The sequence below is a fragment of the Pseudomonas sp. QS1027 genome (genome assembly GCF_002814235.1).
Taxonomy (GTDB): domain Bacteria; phylum Pseudomonadota; class Gammaproteobacteria; order Pseudomonadales; family Pseudomonadaceae; genus Aquipseudomonas.
The window spans coordinates 103,065-122,767 of record NZ_PHSU01000011.1 but is presented as its reverse complement, the minus strand read 5'-3'; the positions used below and the strand labels follow the sequence as shown (position 1 = coordinate 122,767).

16 protein-coding genes are annotated in these 19,703 nt (G+C 63.1%); 6 read left to right on the top strand and 10 right to left on the bottom strand.

Going from position 1 to position 19,703, the window contains the following annotated elements:
* The first annotated feature begins 153 nt into the window (after positions 1-153).
* Both CWE01_RS11285 and CWE01_RS11280 read left to right on the top strand, forming a co-directional pair.
* Positions 154-639 carry a glutathione peroxidase gene (locus CWE01_RS11285; RefSeq protein ID WP_100940610.1) on the top strand — a complete coding sequence of 162 codons (486 nt, stop codon included), beginning with the start codon at positions 154-156 and terminating at the stop codon, positions 637-639.
* Positions 636-1,094 carry a MarR family winged helix-turn-helix transcriptional regulator gene (locus CWE01_RS11280; RefSeq protein ID WP_100940609.1) on the top strand — a complete coding sequence of 153 codons (459 nt, stop codon included), beginning with the start codon at positions 636-638 and terminating at the stop codon, positions 1,092-1,094. The genes CWE01_RS11285 and CWE01_RS11280 overlap by 4 nt, the downstream gene beginning before the upstream one ends.
* Here the strand turns inward: CWE01_RS11280 and CWE01_RS11275 are convergent.
* Positions 1,081-3,399, bottom strand: a complete 2,319-nt coding sequence (locus tag CWE01_RS11275) for a response regulator (RefSeq protein WP_100940608.1) — start codon at positions 3,397-3,399, stop codon at positions 1,081-1,083. The two genes, CWE01_RS11280 and CWE01_RS11275, sit on opposite strands and share 14 nt — an antisense overlap.
* Positions 3,400-3,566: 167 nt before the next feature.
* Here CWE01_RS11275 and CWE01_RS11270 point away from each other — a divergent pair, with 167 nt between their 5' ends.
* Both CWE01_RS11270 and CWE01_RS11265 read left to right on the top strand, forming a co-directional pair.
* The gene (locus CWE01_RS11270; protein WP_100940607.1) at positions 3,567-4,457 is read left to right on the top strand and encodes an ATP-binding protein; all 891 of its coding nucleotides are present in this window, start codon (positions 3,567-3,569) and stop codon (positions 4,455-4,457) included.
* Positions 4,454-4,936, top strand: coding sequence for a GAF domain-containing protein (locus tag CWE01_RS11265; RefSeq protein WP_100940606.1), 483 nt, complete (start codon positions 4,454-4,456; stop codon positions 4,934-4,936). The genes CWE01_RS11270 and CWE01_RS11265 overlap by 4 nt, the downstream gene beginning before the upstream one ends.
* A 6-nt stretch (positions 4,937-4,942) precedes the next feature.
* Here CWE01_RS11265 and CWE01_RS11260 read toward each other — a convergent pair whose 3' ends face one another.
* From CWE01_RS11260 to CWE01_RS11220, 9 genes are all read right to left on the bottom strand, one after another.
* Positions 4,943-7,894 (bottom strand): HD domain-containing phosphohydrolase, encoded by a 2,952-nt coding sequence (locus CWE01_RS11260; RefSeq protein ID WP_100940605.1) that lies wholly within the window; start codon positions 7,892-7,894, stop codon positions 4,943-4,945.
* Positions 7,895-7,964: 70 nt separating this feature from the next.
* The gene (locus CWE01_RS11255) at positions 7,965-11,603 is read right to left on the bottom strand and encodes a transporter substrate-binding domain-containing protein (protein ID WP_100940604.1); all 3,639 of its coding nucleotides are present in this window, start codon (positions 11,601-11,603) and stop codon (positions 7,965-7,967) included.
* Positions 11,604-11,611: 8 nt separating this feature from the next.
* Positions 11,612-12,241 (bottom strand): response regulator transcription factor, encoded by a 630-nt coding sequence (locus CWE01_RS11250; RefSeq protein WP_040064687.1) that lies wholly within the window; start codon positions 12,239-12,241, stop codon positions 11,612-11,614.
* A 333-nt stretch (positions 12,242-12,574) separates the two neighbouring features.
* The gene (locus tag CWE01_RS11245) at positions 12,575-12,997 is read right to left on the bottom strand and encodes a response regulator (protein ID WP_100940603.1); all 423 of its coding nucleotides are present in this window, start codon (positions 12,995-12,997) and stop codon (positions 12,575-12,577) included.
* A 241-nt stretch (positions 12,998-13,238) separates the two neighbouring features.
* On the bottom strand, positions 13,239-14,570 hold the full coding sequence (locus CWE01_RS11240; protein WP_100940602.1) for a deoxyguanosinetriphosphate triphosphohydrolase: 1,332 nt from the start codon (positions 14,568-14,570) through the stop codon (positions 13,239-13,241).
* A gap of 80 nt (positions 14,571-14,650) precedes the next feature.
* Positions 14,651-15,814, bottom strand: coding sequence for an EAL domain-containing protein (locus CWE01_RS11235; protein ID WP_100940601.1), 1,164 nt, complete (start codon positions 15,812-15,814; stop codon positions 14,651-14,653).
* A gap of 123 nt (positions 15,815-15,937) precedes the next feature.
* Complete coding sequence (locus CWE01_RS11230) at positions 15,938-16,279, bottom strand: hypothetical protein (RefSeq protein WP_100940600.1); 342 nt, start codon at positions 16,277-16,279, stop codon at positions 15,938-15,940.
* Positions 16,276-16,653: a phage holin family protein gene (locus tag CWE01_RS11225; RefSeq protein WP_100940599.1), complete on the bottom strand. Its 378-nt coding sequence runs from the start codon at positions 16,651-16,653 to the stop codon at positions 16,276-16,278. The genes CWE01_RS11230 and CWE01_RS11225 overlap by 4 nt, the downstream gene beginning before the upstream one ends.
* 1 nt (position 16,654) lies before the next feature.
* Positions 16,655-16,969 carry a YqjD family protein gene (locus CWE01_RS11220; protein WP_100940598.1) on the bottom strand — a complete coding sequence of 105 codons (315 nt, stop codon included), beginning with the start codon at positions 16,967-16,969 and terminating at the stop codon, positions 16,655-16,657.
* A gap of 343 nt (positions 16,970-17,312) precedes the next feature.
* Between CWE01_RS11220 and CWE01_RS11215 the strand changes: the two genes are divergently transcribed.
* Together CWE01_RS11215 and CWE01_RS11210 are read left to right on the top strand one after the other, a co-directional pair.
* Positions 17,313-18,521: an ammonium transporter gene (locus CWE01_RS11215; protein WP_100940597.1), complete on the top strand. Its 1,209-nt coding sequence runs from the start codon at positions 17,313-17,315 to the stop codon at positions 18,519-18,521.
* Positions 18,522-18,595: 74 nt separating this feature from the next.
* Positions 18,596-19,702 (top strand): acyltransferase, encoded by a 1,107-nt coding sequence (locus tag CWE01_RS11210; RefSeq protein WP_100940596.1) that lies wholly within the window; start codon positions 18,596-18,598, stop codon positions 19,700-19,702.
* Position 19,703 lies beyond the last annotated feature (1 nt).

Sequence of the window (19,703 nt, the reverse complement as noted above, 5' to 3'; positions counted from 1 at the left end):
CTTGGCGCGGTGTCCCGGAATTCGGGGCCCGCGCCAGGCCTGGTGGGGGAAACTGTGTGGTGGTGGCTTATAAGAGGCCATCAACCCTGGTTATTAAATTGTGTGCAATTCAATTGCTCGCTATCTTGTTCGGCATTCATTGGAGGAACTGTCATGAGCGATAACCTGCTGAACATCCCTTGCACCACCATCAAGGGTGAGCAAAAGACCCTGGGTGACTTCGCCGGCAAGGCGATCCTGGTGGTCAACACCGCCAGCAAATGCGGCTTTACCCCGCAGTACAAAGGGCTTGAGCAACTCTGGCAGTCCTACAAGGACCAGGGGCTGGTGGTACTCGGTTTCCCCTGCAACCAGTTCGGCAAGCAGGAACCGGGAAACGAAGGGGCGATTTCCGAGTTCTGCGAGTTGAACTACGGCGTCAGTTTCCCGCTGTTCAAGAAGATCGATGTCAACGGCGACGGCGCCCACCCGTTGTTCGTCCAGTTGAAGAAGCGCGCGCCGGGGCTGCTCTGGTCCCAGGGCATCAAGTGGAACTTCACCAAGTTCCTGATCGGCAAGGACGGTCGCCTGGTGAAACGTTTCGCGCCCACCACCAAGCCCGAGAACCTCACCCGCGAGATCGAAGCCCTGCTTAAATGAACGACCTGTCCAGCGATTCGCTGAGCCTCGACTCCCAGCTCTGCTTCAAGCTCTACGCCGCTTCTCGGGCGGTGATTCGAGGCTACAAGCCGATGCTGGAGCAGTTGGGCCTGACTTATCCACAGTACCTGGCGATGCTGGTGCTGTGGGAGTGGCACGACGGCGCGCCGGCGCAACCGACGGTCAAGGCCCTGGGTGAGCGCCTGCTGCTGGACTCGGGGACGCTGACGCCGCTGCTCAAGCGCCTCGAGCAACTGGCGTTGGTGCAGCGCCGCCGTTCGGCCCTTGACGAGCGCGAAGTGCACCTGAGCCTGAGTCCCGCCGGTGTGGCCCTGCGCGCGCAGGTGTTGCCGATCAAGGCCCGCCTGCTCTGCGACAGCGGTGTCGATCTGACCCGGCTGGATGAACTGCGCGACGGTCTCGACCAGTTGCTGGCCCAACTCAAGCCGCTGTAGCCGGTACCCACTGTTCGAGCAGGGCAATCAGCTCTTCCCGGCGGAAAGGCTTGGCCAGGTAATCGCTCATGCCCGCGGCCCGGCAGCGCTCACGCTCCTCGGGCATGGCGTTGGCCGTCAGCGCCACGATCGGCAGGTTCGGCCAGCGCCCGCTGCGACGTATCTGCCGGCTGGCTTCGTAACCGTCCATGACCGGCATATTGCAATCCATCAGCACCAGATCGAAGACCTGCTGTTCCAGCTGGTTCAGCGCCTCGCCGCCATGGGCGGCAACCGTCACTTCGCAGCCGAGCTTGCCGAGCATGCCCTTGGCTACCAGTTGATTGACCGGATTGTCTTCCACCAACAGGATGCGCGCCCGACGTAGTGGCTGGTTGTCACGGGGCTGGACGTTGAGCTCGGCCGGGTCGTCGGGCAGCAGGATGCGCGCCAGGGTCTGGTACAGCGCGTTGCGCGCCAGTGGCCGGGCCTGCTGTTGCAGCGGGACGAGGGCATTGGCCTGTTCGGTGGGCATGAAGTTGCCATAGGCGGTGACCAGCAGGATCGGCGCGCTGATCGCCGGCCGCAGGCCGAACAGGCATTCCGGGCAGTCGGTGATCAGCAGGTCGGGGCTGACACCCGCGAGGCTGTCGTCCAGCCCGTAGCGCTGGTAGTCCAGGCCCCAGACCGGAAGCTGGTTGCCGAGCAGCTCGCTCAGGCCGCTGGTGCTCGACGTCACGGCGATGACCTTGCCGGTGAGGCGTCGGAGTGTCGCGGCCGGCGTGTGCCCGGGCAATGGCAGTTCAGCGCAGAACTGGCTGCCGAAGCCGACTTCGGAACTGATCGTCAGGCGGCCTTTCATGGCCTCGCACAGGTTGTAGGTCAGGGTCAGCCCCAGGCCGGTGCCGCCGAACTGGCGGGTGATGCCAGCGCCGGCCTGGGTGAAGGGCTGGAAGATCTTGGCCTGGGCTTCCTGGGCGATGCCGATGCCGGTGTCGCAGATTTCGATGCGCACGCCATTGTCGCGGGCGCTCAGGCGTACATCGACGCGGCCGAAGCGGGTGAACTTCAGGGCATTGGACAGCAGGTTGCTGACGATCTGCCGCACCCGCGTCGGGTCGCCCAGCACCAGGGCCGGAAATTGCGGGTCGATCAGGCAGGCCAGTTCGACGCTGGGGGCGGCGTTTTGCGAGAGCAGGTTGGCGGTGTCCTCGACCAGGGCGCCGAGGTCGAAGGGGATGCGTTCCAGCTCCAGCTGCCCGGCGTCGAATTTCGACAGGTCGAGGATGTCATTGAGCAACTCCACCAGGACCTTGCCGGAGTCGTGGGCAATCGACAACTGCTGGCGCTGCTCGGCGTTCAGCTGGCTGTCCAGGGACAGGGCGATCATGCCCAGCAGGCCGTTCAGGGGCGTGCGGATTTCATGGCTCATGTTGGCCAGGAACGCCGAGCGTGCCTGGGCCATGTCCAGGGCCGTGCGTCGCGCCACTTCCAGTTCTTCGTTGGACTGGCTCAGGCGCGCATTGCTGGCCTTGAGTTCGGTGGTGCGCGCCGAGACGATGTTTTCCAGTTGGCCGAGGTAGTCGGTCAGGCGGTTTTCGGCGCTGCGCCGCTGCTGGATCTCGGTGCCCATGTTTTCGAATTGCTGGTTGGCGACCTTGACCAGCACGCCGATTTCATCGTGTTCATGGCCGGGAGGAAAGGCCAGTCGCGCCTGTTTCGACTGGCCCGGGGTGCTGCTGCTGAGCGCCTCGATCACCCGCACCAGGGGTTTGGTCAGCATCGTATAGAACAGCACGAGAAGGATGATGGTGAGGATCAGGCTGCGGACAAAACCGTTGAGCAGGGTGATCTCGGCCCGATGCAGGAAACGGATGCCGAAGGTGTAGGTGTCGATATCAAGGTGCAAGGTACCCAGGGATTCGTCGGGCAGATGACTGAGATAAAGTCGGTCTTCGAAGGTGCGATCGGCCCCGAACAGCCAATCGCTGATCATCCGATAGCTACCCTCCAGGCGCGGTCGCTCGACGCTGGCCAGGACCATATTGTTGTTGTCGATCAACTGCGCACGCAGCACCGCCGGCGAGTGCAACAGGCCGAGGGCCAGTTCCTGCGCCAGTTCGGCGTCGATGTTGTAGGCGATCCTCGACGCCGGGTTGTGGCTGATTTCCAGCAGGGAAAGGATTTCACGGTTGATCGAGGCGCTTTCGCTGGCATAATCGATGCCGATTTGCAGCAGACTGAGCAGTGTTCCCAGAATGAAGCCGACCAGCACCGTCAACCGGGCTTGTTTGTAGGACAAGCGGTGGGTGAACTTTATATCCATGGGGTGGTGTACCACTTTCCTTTCCCTTCGCCCGGCAAGCATAGCTGATTCGATGCGTGCACCGGCAGTGGGGGATTCGATACGCGCGGTGTGCAGTCTGCCAGAGCTTGCCGGTGCCCGACGGCACCAACGCGACATCATCGTATGAACTTGCCTGAGGAAACGTCGTGGATTCTCGATTGAATGCCTTTCTTGAGCGTGCCGATGCGGTGCTCGCCCGTCTCGAACCGTTGTTGCCGGCCCCGCGCCAGGCCATCGACTGGAACGGCTGCCTGGCGGCCCGCTGGCAGCGCGAAGGGCGCAGCGGTTATCTGTTGCCGCTGGAGGTCAGCCTGGACATGCGCTTGTCCGACCTGATCGGCGTCGACAAGCAACGCGAACAACTGGCGCGCAACACCCGCCAGTTCCTCGACGGTCTGCCCGCCAACCATGCCTTGCTCTGGGGTTCGCGCGGCACCGGCAAGTCCTCGCTGGTGCGTGCCCTGCTCGCCGAACATGCCAAGGCCGGCCTGCGCCTGATCGAGATCGAGCGCGATCACCTGGCCGACCTGCCGCGGGTGGTGGAGCAGTTGCAAAAGCTGCCCCAGCGTTTCGTGCTGTTTTGCGATGACCTGTCCTTCGAGGCCGGTGAAGGCGACTACCGGGTGCTCAAGAGTGTGCTCGACGGTTCCCTCGAACAGGCCCCGGACAATGTCCTGCTCTACGCCACCTCGAACCGCCGGCACCTGGTGCCGGAAAAAGAGAGCGACAACGAGAACTGGAAGCGCGTCGACGGCGAACTGCACCCCAGCGAGGCGGTGGAGGACAAGATCGCCCTGTCCGATCGTTTCGGCCTGTGGCTGTCGTTCTACCCCTTTACCCAGGAGCACTTCCTCAGCGTGGTCGAACACTGGGTCGGCGAGTTGGCGCTCAAGGCCGGCCTGGCCTGGCAGCGTGACGAGGAACTGGATATCCAGGCGGTGCGCTGGGCCACCGGACGCGGCAATCGCAACGGCCGTTGCGCCTATCAGTTTGCCCGCTATTGGGTGGGTTTGAAGTTGCTGGAGCAGGCACCATGATCGATTTGCAGAACACCGGGGCCGGCCTTGAGGGCTATGGCCTGTTGCACGCACAGTTGGAATCGCTGCTGGCGGACGAGCGGGACTTCATCGCCAATGCCGCGCAGTTCTCGGCCTTCCTGTTCAATCAGCTGGATGATCTGAACTGGGCCGGTTTCTACCTCAATCGCCATGAGGAACTGGTGCTCGGGCCGTTTCAGGGCCAGATCGCCTGCGTGCGCATCCCTTTCGGCCGGGGTGTCTGCGGGACCGCCGCGGCGACCCTGGAAACCCAGCGGGTCGAAGACGTGCATGCGTTTGCCGGGCATATCGCCTGCGACAGCGCCTCGAACAGCGAACTGGTCGTGCCGCTGGTCAAGGACGGCCGCCTGATCGGCGTGCTCGACCTGGACAGCCCGCGCCTGGCCCGCTTCACCCTCGAAGACCAGGCCGGGATCGAACACCTGGCGGCGATTTTCCTGCGCCTGACCGACTGCTGAGGCGACTCAGGCGCCCAGCCCGGCCTTTTCCAGCAGCGACTCGGCATCCACCGTGTCGATCTGCTGGGGCAGGACGTGCTGCCGGGCGTACGCCAGGTAGATTTCCTCGCGGATAAACAGCTCGAACAATTGCGGGTCGATATGGGCATCGCGGCACATGCCGGCCATGATGCCCAGCGCTTCGCTCAGGGTCTTGCCCTTTTTGTACGGGCGATCGGCGGCGGTCAGCGCCTCGAAGATATCGGCAATCGCCATCATCCGCGCCGGCAGGCTCATCTGTTCGCGCTTCAGGCGCTTGGGGTAACCGGTGCCGTCCATTTTCTCGTGGTGGCCGCCGGCGATCTCCGGCACGGCGGTCAGGTGCCCGGGAAACGGCAATTGATCGAGCATCAGGATGGTCTGCACCATGTGATGGTTGATGATGTAGCGCTCTTCGCGGGTCAGTGTGCCGCGGGCAATGCTCAGGTTGTACAGCTCCCCCCGATTGAACTTGTAGGGCGGCACGTCGAGCTGAAAACCCCAGCGGTTGTCGGCGGGGATCAGTTCGGCTTCGTTGCGTTCGAACAGGTGCTCGGGTTTGTCCGCGAGTAACGGCTCGAGGGTCGGCAGGGGCTCGACCGGGCGCCGTTCCTGACGCAGGTTTTCTTCCCAGGACACCCCGAGGCGATCGTCCAGCGTGCGGGTCCAGGTGCGTCGGGCAATCCGTCCCAGGCGCTCCAGATCGGCTTCGGCCATGGCCTCGCCGCCCAGGTTGCAGCGGGCGACAAAGGCAAAGTCCTCGTCAAGGGCTTTGAGGCTGGCGTCACGTTCTTCGCTCAAGACCGGTTCGTCGCCACCCAGCGCCCGACCTTGCCAATAGTCGACCCAGGCATCGCGCTTGAGCACTTCGAAGCGGGTGCGTATTTCGTGAATGCGGTCGTACAGGGTTTCCAGCTTGGTGGCTTTGTCGACCACATATTCGGGGGTGGTGACCTTGCCGCAGTCATGCAGCCAGGCGGCGACGTGCAGCGCCTCCCATTCGTCTTCGGTGGGCTGGTAGCCCTCGAATGCCGCTGTCTGGCTGGCCGCGGCGGCCTCGGCGATCATCAGGGTCAGCACCGGCACGCGTTGGCAGTGGCCGCCGGTGTAAGGGCTCTTGGCATCGATGGCACCGGCCAGCAACTGGATGAACGCGTCCAGCAACTGCTTCTGTCGGGCTTGCAGGCGCTGGCTCTCGATGCAGGCGGCCGCGGTGCCGGAAATGGCGCTGATAAAGGCGATGCGGTCCGGTTGCAGGTTCTCCATGTCGGCCTCGGTGCCGCTGTCGGGCAGCAGCAGGGCGAGGACACCGACGGTTTCGCCATGGCGGTTGTGCAGGCGGATACCGATCAGGTGAATCCGTGGGTTTTCCAGGGCGAGCATGACCTTTTGCAGGTCGGCCGCCTGCTCGAAGCCGAGGGTGGCGACCACGTTGTCCTGCCGGTCGAGTGCCTTGAGCCAGTCCGGACGTTGTTCGTCACCTTCGGCGGCGCTGCGGATATCGAAGTGCCGGGGATCCTGCTGGACGCCGTCGATGATCAGTGCATGGGCCTCCAGCTGACGGCTGTCGCTGTCCACCAGGTAGATCAGCCCGGCCCGGGCCTGGGCGATTTTCAGCGTTTCCTCGAGCACCCGTTGCAACAGCGGATCGAAGCGGGTTTGCGCCGAGAGGCTGGAGGCGATTTCGAAGAAGCTCGCCAGGGTCTGCTTCATGCGGGTCATCGAGGTTGCCAGCCGGTCGACTTCCAGCACCGGTGAACGCGGCGTCGCTGGATGGTTGAAGTTGAAGCTGCGAATCGCATCGGCCTCCTGGACCAGGGCGTGCAACGGCTTGACCAGCAGCCTGGAAGTCAACCAGCCGAGGGGCAGGCACAGCAACAGGGTGGCCAGGGTGATCAGTGCGCCTTGCCAGCGGATCCGGTAGGCGTCCGCCAGGAGTTCGTCTTCCGGTACCAGCAGGGCCAGCTGCAGGCCCTTGGGTCCGCCTTCGGCGAGTTGCGTACGGGCGACTATCCATTGCCGGTGCGCGCTGCTCAGGTGGTGGTCGGTGCTGCTGCCCGGTTCCATGAAGCGCCGCAGGATCGGGCTCAGGTCCTGGACCCGGGGCAGGCGTGCGTCGTTGCTGTGGCTCACCAGCCGGGCGTAGTCGGGGTAGGCCACGGCATTGTCGTTTTCATCGAACAGGACGATTTCGGTCGAAGGGGTGACCTTGTGTTTGTCCAGGGTCGCGGACAGGTCGGCGAGGGTCAGGTCGGCGGCGATCACCACGTTCGCGCTGCCGCGCCGGGCGAGGGTGGTACCGACATTGTGGGTGGAGAAAAACAGGTAGGGCGCGGTGGTGATCTGGTCGCTGTCCTTCAGGGCGCTGTTGAACCAGGCGCGTACGCGGGGATCGTAGGCTTCGCGGTGATTGTCCTGGCGGCTGATCAGTTGCAAGGCCGCGTCGTAGAACAGTGATTCGGATTTGACCCCTTCGATGCCGGGATCGCGCTCGATGCTCCAGACCTGGAAGGCGGCATTTTCCGGAGCCTTGAAATAGGCGCGCAGGGCGCTGTCGCGCAGCGGTCGGACCATGAAGAAGTCGCCATCGGCGTAACCCAGGTACAGCGACGCCAGGTTCGGGTTGTCGTTCAGGGCCTGGGTGAAGGGCTTGAGCAGTGCCAGCCGTTGCTCCAGGGCAAGGGCCTGGGTGCGTTCGTCGATGGCCAGCAGGCTCAGCAGATGACGAATCGGCTGGTAGGTGTGCTGCAGATCCAGCTGTACATCGTCGCGGACCCTGCCGAAGAGTTTTTCGCTGCTGGAGAAGATGATCTGTGTGGTTTGCCGGTAGTTGAACAGCCCCAGCAGGGCGCCGGTCAACAGCAGCAGACAGGTGAACAGGATACTGATGTGCACGTGCAGCGCCAGCCGGCGTCTTTCGCGTTGCATGGGGCGGGGCATCGCCAATCTCCCTGGGTGTTGGGTGCACTGCTCAGCGCCCAAGGATAGTCAATGTCCGCTCTCAGGTGTGCTACTGGCCGGGCATTTTTTCCGGCGGCAGGTCGGTGTGCTCGCGCAAGGCCGTTTCGAGCTCGAGCAATGCCTGCACAATCGCCTGCCGGGCGGCTTCGATCCGCGCTGTCGGTGCTTCCTCCTGGCACTCTGTTTCCAGGGTTGTGCAGTGTTCCACCAGCTCGTTGGCCTGGGCGATCCGCGCCGCGCCCTTGATCTTGTGGGCCATGTCGATCAGTGGGATCAGGTTGCCGCTGATGGGCAGTCCGAGCAACTCCTCGCGGTCTGCCTGGCAACTGCTCAGCAGCTCGTCGATCAGGCGGCGCATCAGCAGCGGTTCGCCTCCGGTCAGGGCGCGCAGGCCGTCGAGGCTGAAAGCCGCCCGGCGCGGGCGTGGCGTGACGTCGGCGAGTTTCTGGTTGAGGGTGGTCAGGCTGATGGGTTTGAACAGGCAGTCGTTCATGCCGGCTTCCTTGCAGCGGGTGCGTTCCTCGGGTTGGGCATTGGCGGTGAAGCCGAACACCGCGCAGGCCGGGAGGTCATGGCTGGCTTCGTGCTCGCGCAGGCGGCGGGTCATCTCGTAGCCGTTCAGGACCGGCATGTTGCAGTCGACGATCACCAGGTCGAAATGTCCGTCTTTCCACGCCTGCAAGCCGGTTGCGCCGTTCTGCGCGGTGCTGAACGAGTGGCCGAGAAAGCCCAGTTGCTGGCACATCAACAGGCGGTTGGCCGGGTGGTCATCCACCACCAGGACATTCAGCGCCTGCAGCGTCGGGGCCAGTTCCGGATCGCGCTGGACGATGCCTTGCGTGGCTTCGAGGCTGTCCAGTTCCAGGGTCACCAGCACGCGGGTGCCTTCGCCGGGGACGCTGGACAGGCTCAGGGTGCCGCCCATCATTTCGCACAGGCTGCGGCAGATCACCAGGCCCAGGCCGGCGCCGCTACGGGCCAGGTGGCCGGAGTTGTCGGCCTGGACAAAGGGTTCGAACAGCCGGGCCTGGTCGGCGGCGCTGATGCCGATGCCGCTGTCCTGGACGGTCAGGGTCATGTTCGTCCGTTGCGCCACCGCGGTGGGCTGCATCAGCAATGAGATGGTGACCTGGCCCTGCTCGGTGAACTTGATGGCGTTGCTGATCAGGTTGGAAAGGATCTGCTTGAAGCGCAGCGGATCGATCAGGATGTCGCCGATGCTCTGCCGTTCGGGCAACTGCACCACCAGGTCCAGTTGCTTCTGCCGTGCCAGGCCATCGAAGACCCGGACCACCGATTCCACCAGCTCGCCGAGGTTGACCCGTTCCGGGGACAGGCTCAGGCGGCCGGACTCGATGCGGGCGATATCGAGGATATCGCCGATCAGTTCCAGCAGATCCTTGGCCGAGTTGTAGGCGACTTCGATGGCGGGGCGATCGAGGTGGCCCTGGTCGGCGCGCTTGAGGGTCAGTTCGAGCATGCCGATCACCGCGTTCATCGGCGTGCGGATTTCGTGGCTCATGGTCGCCAGGAAGGTGCTCTTGGCGCGGTTGGCGCTGTCGGCCTGATCCTTGGCTGCGCGCAGTTCGTCGAACAGTTCGCGGCGTTCGCTGATGTCGATCCAGCCGCCGATGATGCCCTGCACCTCGCCCAGCGAATTGCGGTAGGGCAGGATCCAGTGATAGATGGTCATCCGGCGGTCGCCGATATGCAGGGTGCGGTCGCAGATCTGCGCCGTGCCCTCGTCCATCACCCGCTGGTAATCGGCCTGGTATTCCCGGGCCTCGAAGGCGTTGCCCTGGTAGGCGTCCATGACCCGCTTGCCGATCACATCCTCGAGCTTGGTCGAGAAGGCTTGCAGGTAGCTGTCGTTGCAGGTCTGCAACAGGCCTTCGCGATCACGCACATAGATGGGGTGCGGGGTGCCGTTGACCAGCGCGCGCATGAACTCGAACTGGTCGCTCAGGGCCCGTTCGGCCAGTTGCCGTTGCCTGATCTGGCGGCGCATGTAGGCGTTCCAGCCGAGGGAGAGCAACAGCAGCGCGCCAGCCCCCATGACGATCTGCAGGATCAGCCGATGGTAGTTGCGCCAGTAGCTCTCGGACGATGGGGTGTAGCCGCGCCAGCGACTGTTGATGATACCCAGTTCGTCCGGGGCGATGCTCAGCAGCGCCTTGTCGAGAATCGAGCCCAGCTCCGTGGCCCCGCGGGCGGTGGCCAGGGCGAAGATCGCCTGTTGGGTGCCGATGGTCGCGCTGATCTGCAGCTTGTCGTCGAAGGTTTGCGAAGCGATCAGGTAGTTGGCGATCACCAGTGAACTCACCGCGCCCTCCGCCTGGCCCTGGGCGAGCAGTTCGACCGCCTGGAGGCTGTCGTCGGTTTCAATCAGCTTGATCTCCGGGAAATCGCTGCGCAGGTACTCGATCAGCGGGTTGCCGCGAATCACCGCCAGGCGCCGGCCTTGCATCTGATCGAGGTTGTTGACGTTGTCGCGGCCTTTGGCAGTCAGCAGCACGAACGAGTTTTCCATGTACGGCCGGCTGAAATGCAGGACGTCCTCGCGTTCATTGGTCGGGCTGACGGCGGCGATTATGTCGGCCTGATTGTTTTTGATCCGATTGATCATGTCGTCCAGGCTGCGCGAGCGCTGCACGTCGAAACGCAGGCCGGTGCGCAGGCGGATCAGTTCCAGCAGGTCGGCGGTGACGCCACGGAAGCTGTTGTCGGCATCGAAGAAGGTGATCGGCGCCAGGGCTTCGTTGACCACCACGCGAACCACCGGGTGCTCCTTGATCCAGCGCTCTTCGCGTGCGGTCAACTGCAGTTTGTGGTCGGTCAGCAGGATGTCGCTGCCGGCGCTCCAGCGACGGGCGATATTCTCGCGCTCGCTGGTGGGGATCGCCTTCAGGGTCGCGTTGACCGCGCCCAGCAGGGCGGCGTTGTCACCGCGCACGGCAAAGCTGAAACCGTAGGCCTCGTGCTTGCCGAAGTTGGCCATTTTCACATTGCGCAAATAGCCCTTGTTGATCAGGTAGTGGGTCGAGATGGTATCGCCGAGGAACACGTCGGCCTGGTCGAACGCCACGGCATTGAGTGCGTTCAGGTAGGAGGGGTAGAACTGCAGCGTGGCGTTGGGATAAAGGCTCTTGATCTCGTCCAGTGGCAGGTAGTGGTAGACCATGCTCAGGCGCATGCCCGCCAGGCCATCGCTCAGGGCGCGGGTTTCGTCTTCACGGGTGACCAGCACCGGCTGGTCGATGGCATAGGGGATCGAGAGCGCGATGTTCTTGTTCACCGCCTCGAAGCCGTTGGCGCTGCCGAGCAGGTCGATCTGGCCTTGTTCGAGGGCACTGATGGCGGCTTCGCGGGTGGCGAAGCTCTGCACCTTGATCGGCAGGCCCAGGGCCTTGGCCAGGATACCGGCGTAGTCGGCGGTGATGCCTTCGTAGTCATGGCCGCTGACGGTCATGTCGAAAGGCGGGTAGTCCGGGGCGGAGGTGCCGAGCACCAGCTCGCGCTTGTCCTCGACCCAGCGCCGTTGCTCCTTGTCCAGCGCGACCTCCATGTGGCTGGCGCTTGAACGGCTGAGTAATGAGAAGTGGGTGACACTTGGGGTCTCTGCAAGCGCTGACAGGCACAGGCACAAGCCTGTGATCACCATCAGATAGTCCTTTATGCGCATGGGCATTGGTTTTCTCACACTACCGCGTTGCGTTTGGCCATCTCGATAAGCTCTACCAGGGATTTGGCCTTGAGTTTTTGCATGAGTCTTTTCTTGTAGGTACTGACAGTCTTGTTGCTGAGAAACATGCCCTTGGCGATTTCCTTGTTGGTCCGGCCCTGGGCAAACAGTTGCAGGACCATCAGTTCCCGATCGTTGACGAGTTTGAATAGTTCGATCTCCGGATTTTCCGGCCCCTCTTTTCGTGCACCGATCAACGCCTGGCTTGGGAAGTAATTGTAGCCGGACAGTACTGCCTTGATCGCGCTCAGGAGCTCGCTCAAGTCTTCGGCCTTGCAGACATAACCCGAGGCGCCGGACTGCATGCAGCGCATGGCGAACAGGTTGGGCGTCTGCGCCGTCAGCACCAGGGTCTTGAGCGGCGAATTCATCGCATTGAAGCGGGCCAGCACCTCCAGGCCGTCGAGTTTGGGGATACTGATATCGAGGATCACCAGGTCCGGCATACATTCGCGGACCATTTGCATCGCGTCGACACCGTTATCGGTTTCCCCGACTATTTCATAACAATCCTCTTGTTCCAACAATATCCTGATGGCCAGGCGGACAACGGGGTGGTCGTCGACGATAAAAACCGAGTTCATAATAAAGTCCCATACGAGCTGCTTGGAAAGCGCGAACCTTAGCTCAGTTGGACAAGCGGGCGCATGAAGGGAAGGCCCTACAGAGGTAGTATAGGAATATTCCTACTTTAAATAGGGTTTCGACTTACGGATGGCGCAAGTTTGAAAGAGAAGAGCTGTTCAGTATGCGCAGAGTGGTTATACAGAATGGCTAATGATTTATAAGGTCTTATAAATTTTTGGGAAATATCCTACTTTCTAGTAGGCATGTTTTTCCCACTACAGCCCCGGGGCGGAGCTGGGGCCAGACGTGGGTATGTCACGTCGGCGCGCGAGGTGAGGTTCGCCGCAGGGTCAGGGCTCGGCGCCGCCGCACGCCTCATGGGGGTAGCGGTCCAGGCCCAGGGCGCTTTGCAGGGCAAGGCCGTTCAGCGGTTTGCTCAGGCAGCCGAGCAAGGGCAGCTGTCGCTCCAGCGCGAGGGCGCTGAGGGCCGCGAGTTCTTCGCTGCTGAGGCTGCTGAGCAGGATTGCCTGCTTGATCATGCCGCTGCGGCAGGCGGTCTCGATCAGGTCCAGCCCGAGGACGTCCGGCAGGCACTGGTCGCACAACATCAGGTCGAACGGTGTAGGTGCCGAACTCAACGCACTCAAGGCTTCCCGGGCGTTGAGCGTCGGGGTCAGGGCGTGAAAGCCATAGCTGTTGAGCAGGCTCTGGGTGGCGGCCAGTTGAAAGGGGTGATCCTCTACCAGCAACACGCGTAAGTTGTGTTTGGGCATGGTGTTTTCCGGGCGACCTGTCGACTCGGGAGAAGGCTACATAGGTAGGCGCTGTGTAGGAAAATATGCCTGGAATCGGGCGCTTGTTGAATGGCAGGTCAGCTTGAGTGTGGGCGGCAGACATAAGAGGAAAGCAATTATTTCAGTGGGCCGAAGCCATGATCAATCAGCTCATTCTCTCGCCGGTGTAGGTTTTATCCCGCTAACCGCCCCGCCCTGACCAGGGGCGGGCGGCAGGGTCTCAGACCGGGCTGGAGCGACCGGTCATTTCCCGGGCCATTTCACTGGCATAGCTGTCGGTCATGCCGGCGATGAAGTCGATCACCCGCAGGAACGAGGCGTGCAGCGGCCACTCGGGCCGGGGGGCGCTGTTGCCGAGCAGGTCGAGGATGCGCCGGTGCTTGAACGACGGCGTGCGCCCGCCGTGTTGTTCCAGGGCGGCGCCACAGAAGGCGTTCAAGAGGATTTCCAGGGTGGTGTAGGCGCCGATCTCATGGAGGGTCTTGCGCTTGTCCTGGAAGATTTTCTTGCGGGCGATGTCCTTGGCGTTGAGCACGCAGCGTTTGGCCGGACCGTGCATATGTTCGACCAGGTCCCCCGAGAGCGTCCCGGCCAGCAGGGCATCCTGCTGCTCGACGAAGGCTCGAGCGGCGGCGTTGGTCAGGTGTTCGATGGCCTTGCCGCGCAGGATCGCCAGCTTGCGTCGCCGCGAGTCCTGCGGCCCGAGTTGGCGGTAGGTTTCCGGCAGGTCGTCGCCCACCAGGCCGAGTAGCAGGGACTCGACCTCGGCGTATTCGAGCAGGTCCATTTCCAGGCCGTCTTCGAGGTCGATCAGGGCGTAGCAGATGTCGTCGGCGGCCTCCATCAGGTAGACCAGCGGGTGGCGGGCCCAGCGCTGTTCCTCCAGCTGCGGCAAGCCGAGTTTGTGGGCGATCTGCTCGAGGATCGGCAGTTCGCTCTGGTAGCAGCCGAACTTGTGTTTCTTGTAGCCCAGGGAGTCGGCGTGGCGCGCCGTCCACGGGTACTTGAGGTAGGTGCCGAGGGTGGCGTAGGTCAGGCGGGTGCCGCCTTCGAACTGGTGATACTCCAGCTGGGTCAGGACCCGGAAGCCCTGGGCGTTGCCTTCGAAATTGAGGAAGTCATTGCCTTCGGCCACGCTCATGCCGTCCAGCCAGCCACGTCCCGCCGCCTGCTGGAACCAGTGGCGGATGGCGTCCTCGCCGGAGTGGCCGAACGGCGGGTTGCCGATGTCATGGGCCAGGCAGGCCGATTGCACGACCATGCCCAGATCGCTCGGTTCGCACCAGTCGGGCAGGGCGTCGCGCAGGGTTTCACCGACGCGCATGCCCAGGGAACGACCGACGCAACTGACTTCCAGCGAGTGGGTCAGGCGGGTATGGATATGGTCGTTGCTGGTCACCGGGTGGACCTGGGTCTTGCGCCCCAGGCGCCGGAAGGCCCCGGAGAAGATGATGCGGTCGTGGTCTTTGTGGAAGGGGCTGCGGCCCAGTTCTTCAGGGCTGTGCAGCGATTTCCCGAGGCGTTCGCGGGTAAGCAGGGTGTGCCAATCCAAGGCGGGGCTCTCCGTCGGTGACTGATGCCCCAGCTTCCCGTTTAGCGGGCCGGGCTGCAAGCAAAACCATGCAAGCAAATTTATAAATCGGCGGCGTCGATGTCGATCAGCAGCAGTCGCTGGCCGTTGTCGAAGAATTGCCCGGCGGTCAGGCAATACTGGTTGCTGGTGGCGTCGCGATAGGTGCTGGAGAGGATCAGCCGACGTTCATCCCAGCCTTCGGCCAGCAGGTGATAGAAGTAGGGCCGCCAGGACCAGTTGTGGCCCAGGTAGCTGCTGTCGGCCTGCCAGGCGTTGTGGCGCCATTCCAGATTGGGCGTGAGTTGGGTGCCGTGGCGATCGCATTGGTAGAAACGCAGCAGCCAGGGGTAGCCGTCGGGCCGTGGCAGCTGGCTGAGCGGTGCCTGGGCCTGGGCCCAGCTCTGCAGCGTGGCCATGAGTCCGACCAGTTGCTGGCGCAGGTTCATCAGGCGCGCGCGTTCGGCCAGCTTCTGTTGCACATAACGCTCGCGCAGTTCGGCGAAGCGCTCGACAAAGGCATCGGTGGCAAAGAAATCCAGCTCGGCCTTGGCGAACAGATAACCCTGGACGTAGCGCGAGCCGCATTCCAGGGCGAAATTCAGCTCGGCCTCGGTTTCCACGCCTTCGGCGATGATCCAGCAGCCGGTCTTTTCCGCCATTTGCGCCAGGGCCTTGACCACTTCGCTGCTGGGGCCGCCGCGGGCCGCGGCCTGGAACAGGCGCATGTCGAGCTTGAGAATGTCCGGCTGCAAGGCCAGCACCCGATCGAGTTGCGAATAACCGGCGCCGAAATCGTCGATGGCGATGCGCGCGCCGGCCTCTCGATAGCGCTTGACCACGTCCGCCAGGCGCAGGCTGTCGCCCCCCAGTTCGGTGATCTCAAAGACGATGCGCCGTGGATCGACATTGTGCTGCGCCAGTTGCTTGAGGCTCGGCAGGGCCTGGCCGTTGCTCAGGCGGCTGATCCAGCGCGGCGACATGTTCAGGCTCAGGAACCAGTCCGGGGGCGCTTCGTGCAGCCGGCTGAGGGCGTTGTCGCGGATCTGCCGGTCCAGGCGTCGCAGCGCGGCGGAAGGGCTTCGCGGATCGGCGAACAGGGGGCCCACGGAGGTCAGTTGCCCGTTGGCCTGGCGCAGTCGGCCGAGGGCCTCGACACCGGCGATACGGCCGGTGGCGGTATCGATGAACGGCTGAAAGCAGGCGAGCGGTTGCCCGTCGATCACGGTGCCTCCTTGGGCTGGGTCTCATGGGTCTGGCTGCGGCGGGCAAGGCAGAGGTTGAGCGCGAGCGCAAAGGTTTGCGCTCAACCGTATGGCTATTGCAAGAATGTAGCCAGATTCACACAATCAGCGTTTCGGCGAGCCGTCCCGCACTACCAGCCGAATCAGCGGCAACAGGCTGGCACCCAGGCGTGCCCAGCGCGACAGACTGTCCACGCCGCCGCCCTTGGCGCCCCTGCCGCCCATGAAGCCCAGCAGCGTCACGATGCCGATTCCCCACAAGGGCGCGTGCTTGAGGCCCAGGTTGGCCTGCCAGTTCTGGCCCAGGCCACGGATGCGCTGCAAGGGTTGCAGCAGTTCGCGGGACTCATGGCGGATTTCCTGGCGATGCATTTCCATGCGCAGGCGGATCAACGCCTTGCGCATGTCACGCCGGGTATGGATGTGCGTCAGTTCGGGCAGGCTCATGGCAGCAGTCGCTCGCGGTCGTTGGCCAACTCTTCAAGGGTGGCATGGAAGGGCGACGACTCATCGAAGATCGCCGCTTTCAGGCGCAGGGCGCAGAACAGCGCGGCCAGGATGTAAAACACGCAGAGGCCGATGATCCCGGCCAGGCGCGCCGTGTCCCAGAGCAGGATCAGCACCAGCGCCGACAGCCCCACCAGCAGCAACAGGCCGAACACCAGGGTCAACCCGGCGAACAGCAACAGGCTGACGGTCCGGGCCTTCTGCTCCTGGAGCTCGATGCCGAACAATTCCACATGGCTGTGCAACAGGCCGAGGAAAGCCGCGCCCAGGCGGCGACTCGAGGCGCCGCTGCCGCTCGATTCATCCCCAGCCATATCAGCGCCGCGTCGCCAGCAGGCCGACGATAAAGCCGATACCGGCGGCAATCCCGATGGACTGCCAGGGTTTGGCCTGGACGTAGGCTTCGGTCGCGTCGACCGCCGCCTGGCCACGATCGCGCAGCGAGGCTTCGGTCAGTTGCAGGGTTTCGCGGGCCTTGAGCAGGCTTTCGTGAATCTGCGTGCGCAACTCATCGGCCTGGTCGCCGGCGAGGCTGGCGGTGTGTTCGAGCAGGCGTTCGGTGTCGCTGACCAGGGTCTGGAAGTCAGCCATCAGTACTTCTTGAGCTGTCTGTGCCGTTTTGCGAGCCATCAGGTGTATCTCCGTGAAAAAGCGTCCGTGAAAAGTCTGTGCAGGTTTCGAGTGCGGGCCTTGGCTGAAGGTTCACTGCGATTGGCTGGTACAGCTTTTGCTTTGTGCTGGTGCGTTGTGCCGGGCGTGTGCGCTGTATTTGGGCGCCCTGGAGCCCTGGCCTGCGAAAACCATACCTCAAATAATCAAAAAACGCGGAAAAAACCCAAGGGTTCCTCGCGCTTCGTGTTTTGTCCTGCGCCAAAGCGGTTCGCTCTCGGCACGGGTTGGCGCCAATCTGGTGCGAAATGCGCGGCGATCGAACTGCTTTGGTGCTTTCCCTGACTTCAGGTCTGCCGTCTCCATGGAAAACTTGCAAAGCGCTGTGGACACCCTGGTCCACGGTTCCAACACCCTGTTCATTCTGCTCGGGGCGGTCATGGTCCTGGCCATGCACGCCGGTTTCGCCTTTCTCGAGGTCGGCACCGTTCGGCAAAAGAACCAGGTCAACGCCTTGTCGAAAATCCTCAGCGACTTCGCGATCTCGACGTTGGCCTATTTCTTTATAGGCTACTGGATTTCCTACGGCGTGAGCTTTTTGCAGCCGGCGGCGCAAATCAGTGGCGACCACGGTTATGGCCTGGTGAAGTTCTTCTTCCTGCTGACCTTCGCGGCGGCGATTCCGGCGATCATTTCCGGCGGAATTGCCGAGCGCGCGCGGTTTGCCCCGCAGTTGTGCGCCACTGCCTTGATCGTGGCCTTTGTCTACCCGTTTTTCGAAGGCCTGGTCTGGAACGGCAATTTTGGCCTGCAAGCCTGGCTGCTGGCGCGCTTTGGCGCCAGCTTCCATGACTTCGCCGGCTCCGTGGTGGTGCACGCCATGGGCGGCTGGCTGGCGCTGGCGGCGGTGCTGTTGCTGGGGCCGCGCCAAGGTCGCTACCGCGAAGGAAGGCTGGTGGCGTTCGCGCCGTCGAGCATTCCGTTCCTGGCCCTGGGTTCGTGGATCCTGATCGTCGGCTGGTTCGGCTTCAATGTCATGAGCGCGCAGACCCTGCAAGGGGTGAGCGGACTGGTGGCGGTCAATTCGTTGATGGCGATGGTGGGCGGCACGGTGGCGGCGCTGATCATCGGCCGCAACGACCCGGGCTTCCTGCACAACGGCCCCCTGGCCGGACTGGTGGCGATCTGTGCCGGTTCCGACCTGATGCACCCGGTGGGCGCGCTGGTGACCGGCCTGGTGGCGGGCGGGTTGTTCGTCTGGTGTTTTATCGCGGCCCAGAGCCAGTGGAAGATCGACGATGTGCTCGGCGTCTGGCCGTTGCACGGCCTGTGTGGGGGCTGGGGCGGGATTGCCTGCGGGATCTTCGGCCAGCAGGCGCTGGGCGGCCTGGGGGGCGTCAGCCTGGTCAGCCAGTTGATCGGCACAGCGCTGGGGGTGGTGGTGGCGCTGGTCGGTGGCTTTACCGTGTATGGCGCGATCAAGGCCGTGCATGGCCTGCGCTTGAGCCAGGAAGAGGAGTATTACGGTGCCGATCTGTCGATTCACAAGATCGGTGCGGTGAGTCAGGACTAATCCGACTCGGTTCGCTATGATCAACCCCAGATCAGGGGGGCGTGTGGCCGGGTTCCCGTCGAACGGAGAGGTCTATGGAGCGTCTTTATTCACTGCAAGGCTTGAGAGGCGCGGCAGTGCTGGGCGTGGTCTTGTTTCACATGGCGGCGGTCGAGCACAAGTACTCCGGCGGCGATACCTTGCTGCCGGCGTGGGTGGATTTTTTCCAGTTGGGCGTGGACCTGTTTTTTGTCATCAGCGGCTTCGTCATGGTGATCGTCACCCGTGGCCGCTTCCAGGACCGGGTCCAGGCCCAGCGTTTCCTGTTCAACCGGGTCTCGCGGATCTACCCCAACTACTGGCTGTACTTCTTTATTACGCTGGTGGTCTATCTGCTCCAGCCGATGCTGGTCAACAGTTCCCACGGCGGCTCCAACCTGTGGTACTCGTTCCTGCTGCTGCCCAATGACCGGGTGCTGCTGGTGATGGTGGCCTGGTCGCTGGTGTTCGAGTTGTGGTTCTACCTGGTGTTCAGCCTGCTGCTGGGGTTTCGCGAGCGCGGCTTGCCGCTGTTGCTGCTGGCCTGGGCGGTGTCGCTGGTGGCGTTCAACCTGGTGGATTCCTGGCGCGACTATTCCTCGGCGCTGAAGATTATCCTGCACCCCTATGCGCTGGAATTCATTATCGGCAGCGCGGCGGCGCTGTTCTTCTATGGTCGGCACAGTGCCAAAGTGCCGAACGCGGTGCTCTGGCTGGTCCTGGTGGCGGCGCTGGTGCCGGGCTTTGCCTTGATCGGGCACTATGCGCTGTTCTCCACCGAGGGCTTGCCGAGAATGCTGTCGGTGGGGCTGGTATTCGGCGCCCTGACCCTGTCGCTGGCCTTGCTGGAGCGGCGTCAGTTGATCCGCTGCCCGCGTTTTCTGGTCTTCACCGGTGACATGTCTTACACCATCTATCTCTCGCATTTGCTGGTGCTCGGCGTGGTGGGCCGGGCCTGGCAGATCATCGGCAACTGGCCGACCCACATCGAGGACAATGTGGTGTTCCTGATCCTGATGATGCTCGCGGTCTGGGGTTACGGCTGGGTCGGCTACTCGTTTTTTGAAAAACCGGTGCTCGATCGGGCGACAGCTTACTGCAAACGACGGTTTCGGACCGTCTCGCCCCATAAATCGTCCGATCCGTTGCCGGACGGAAAATGAG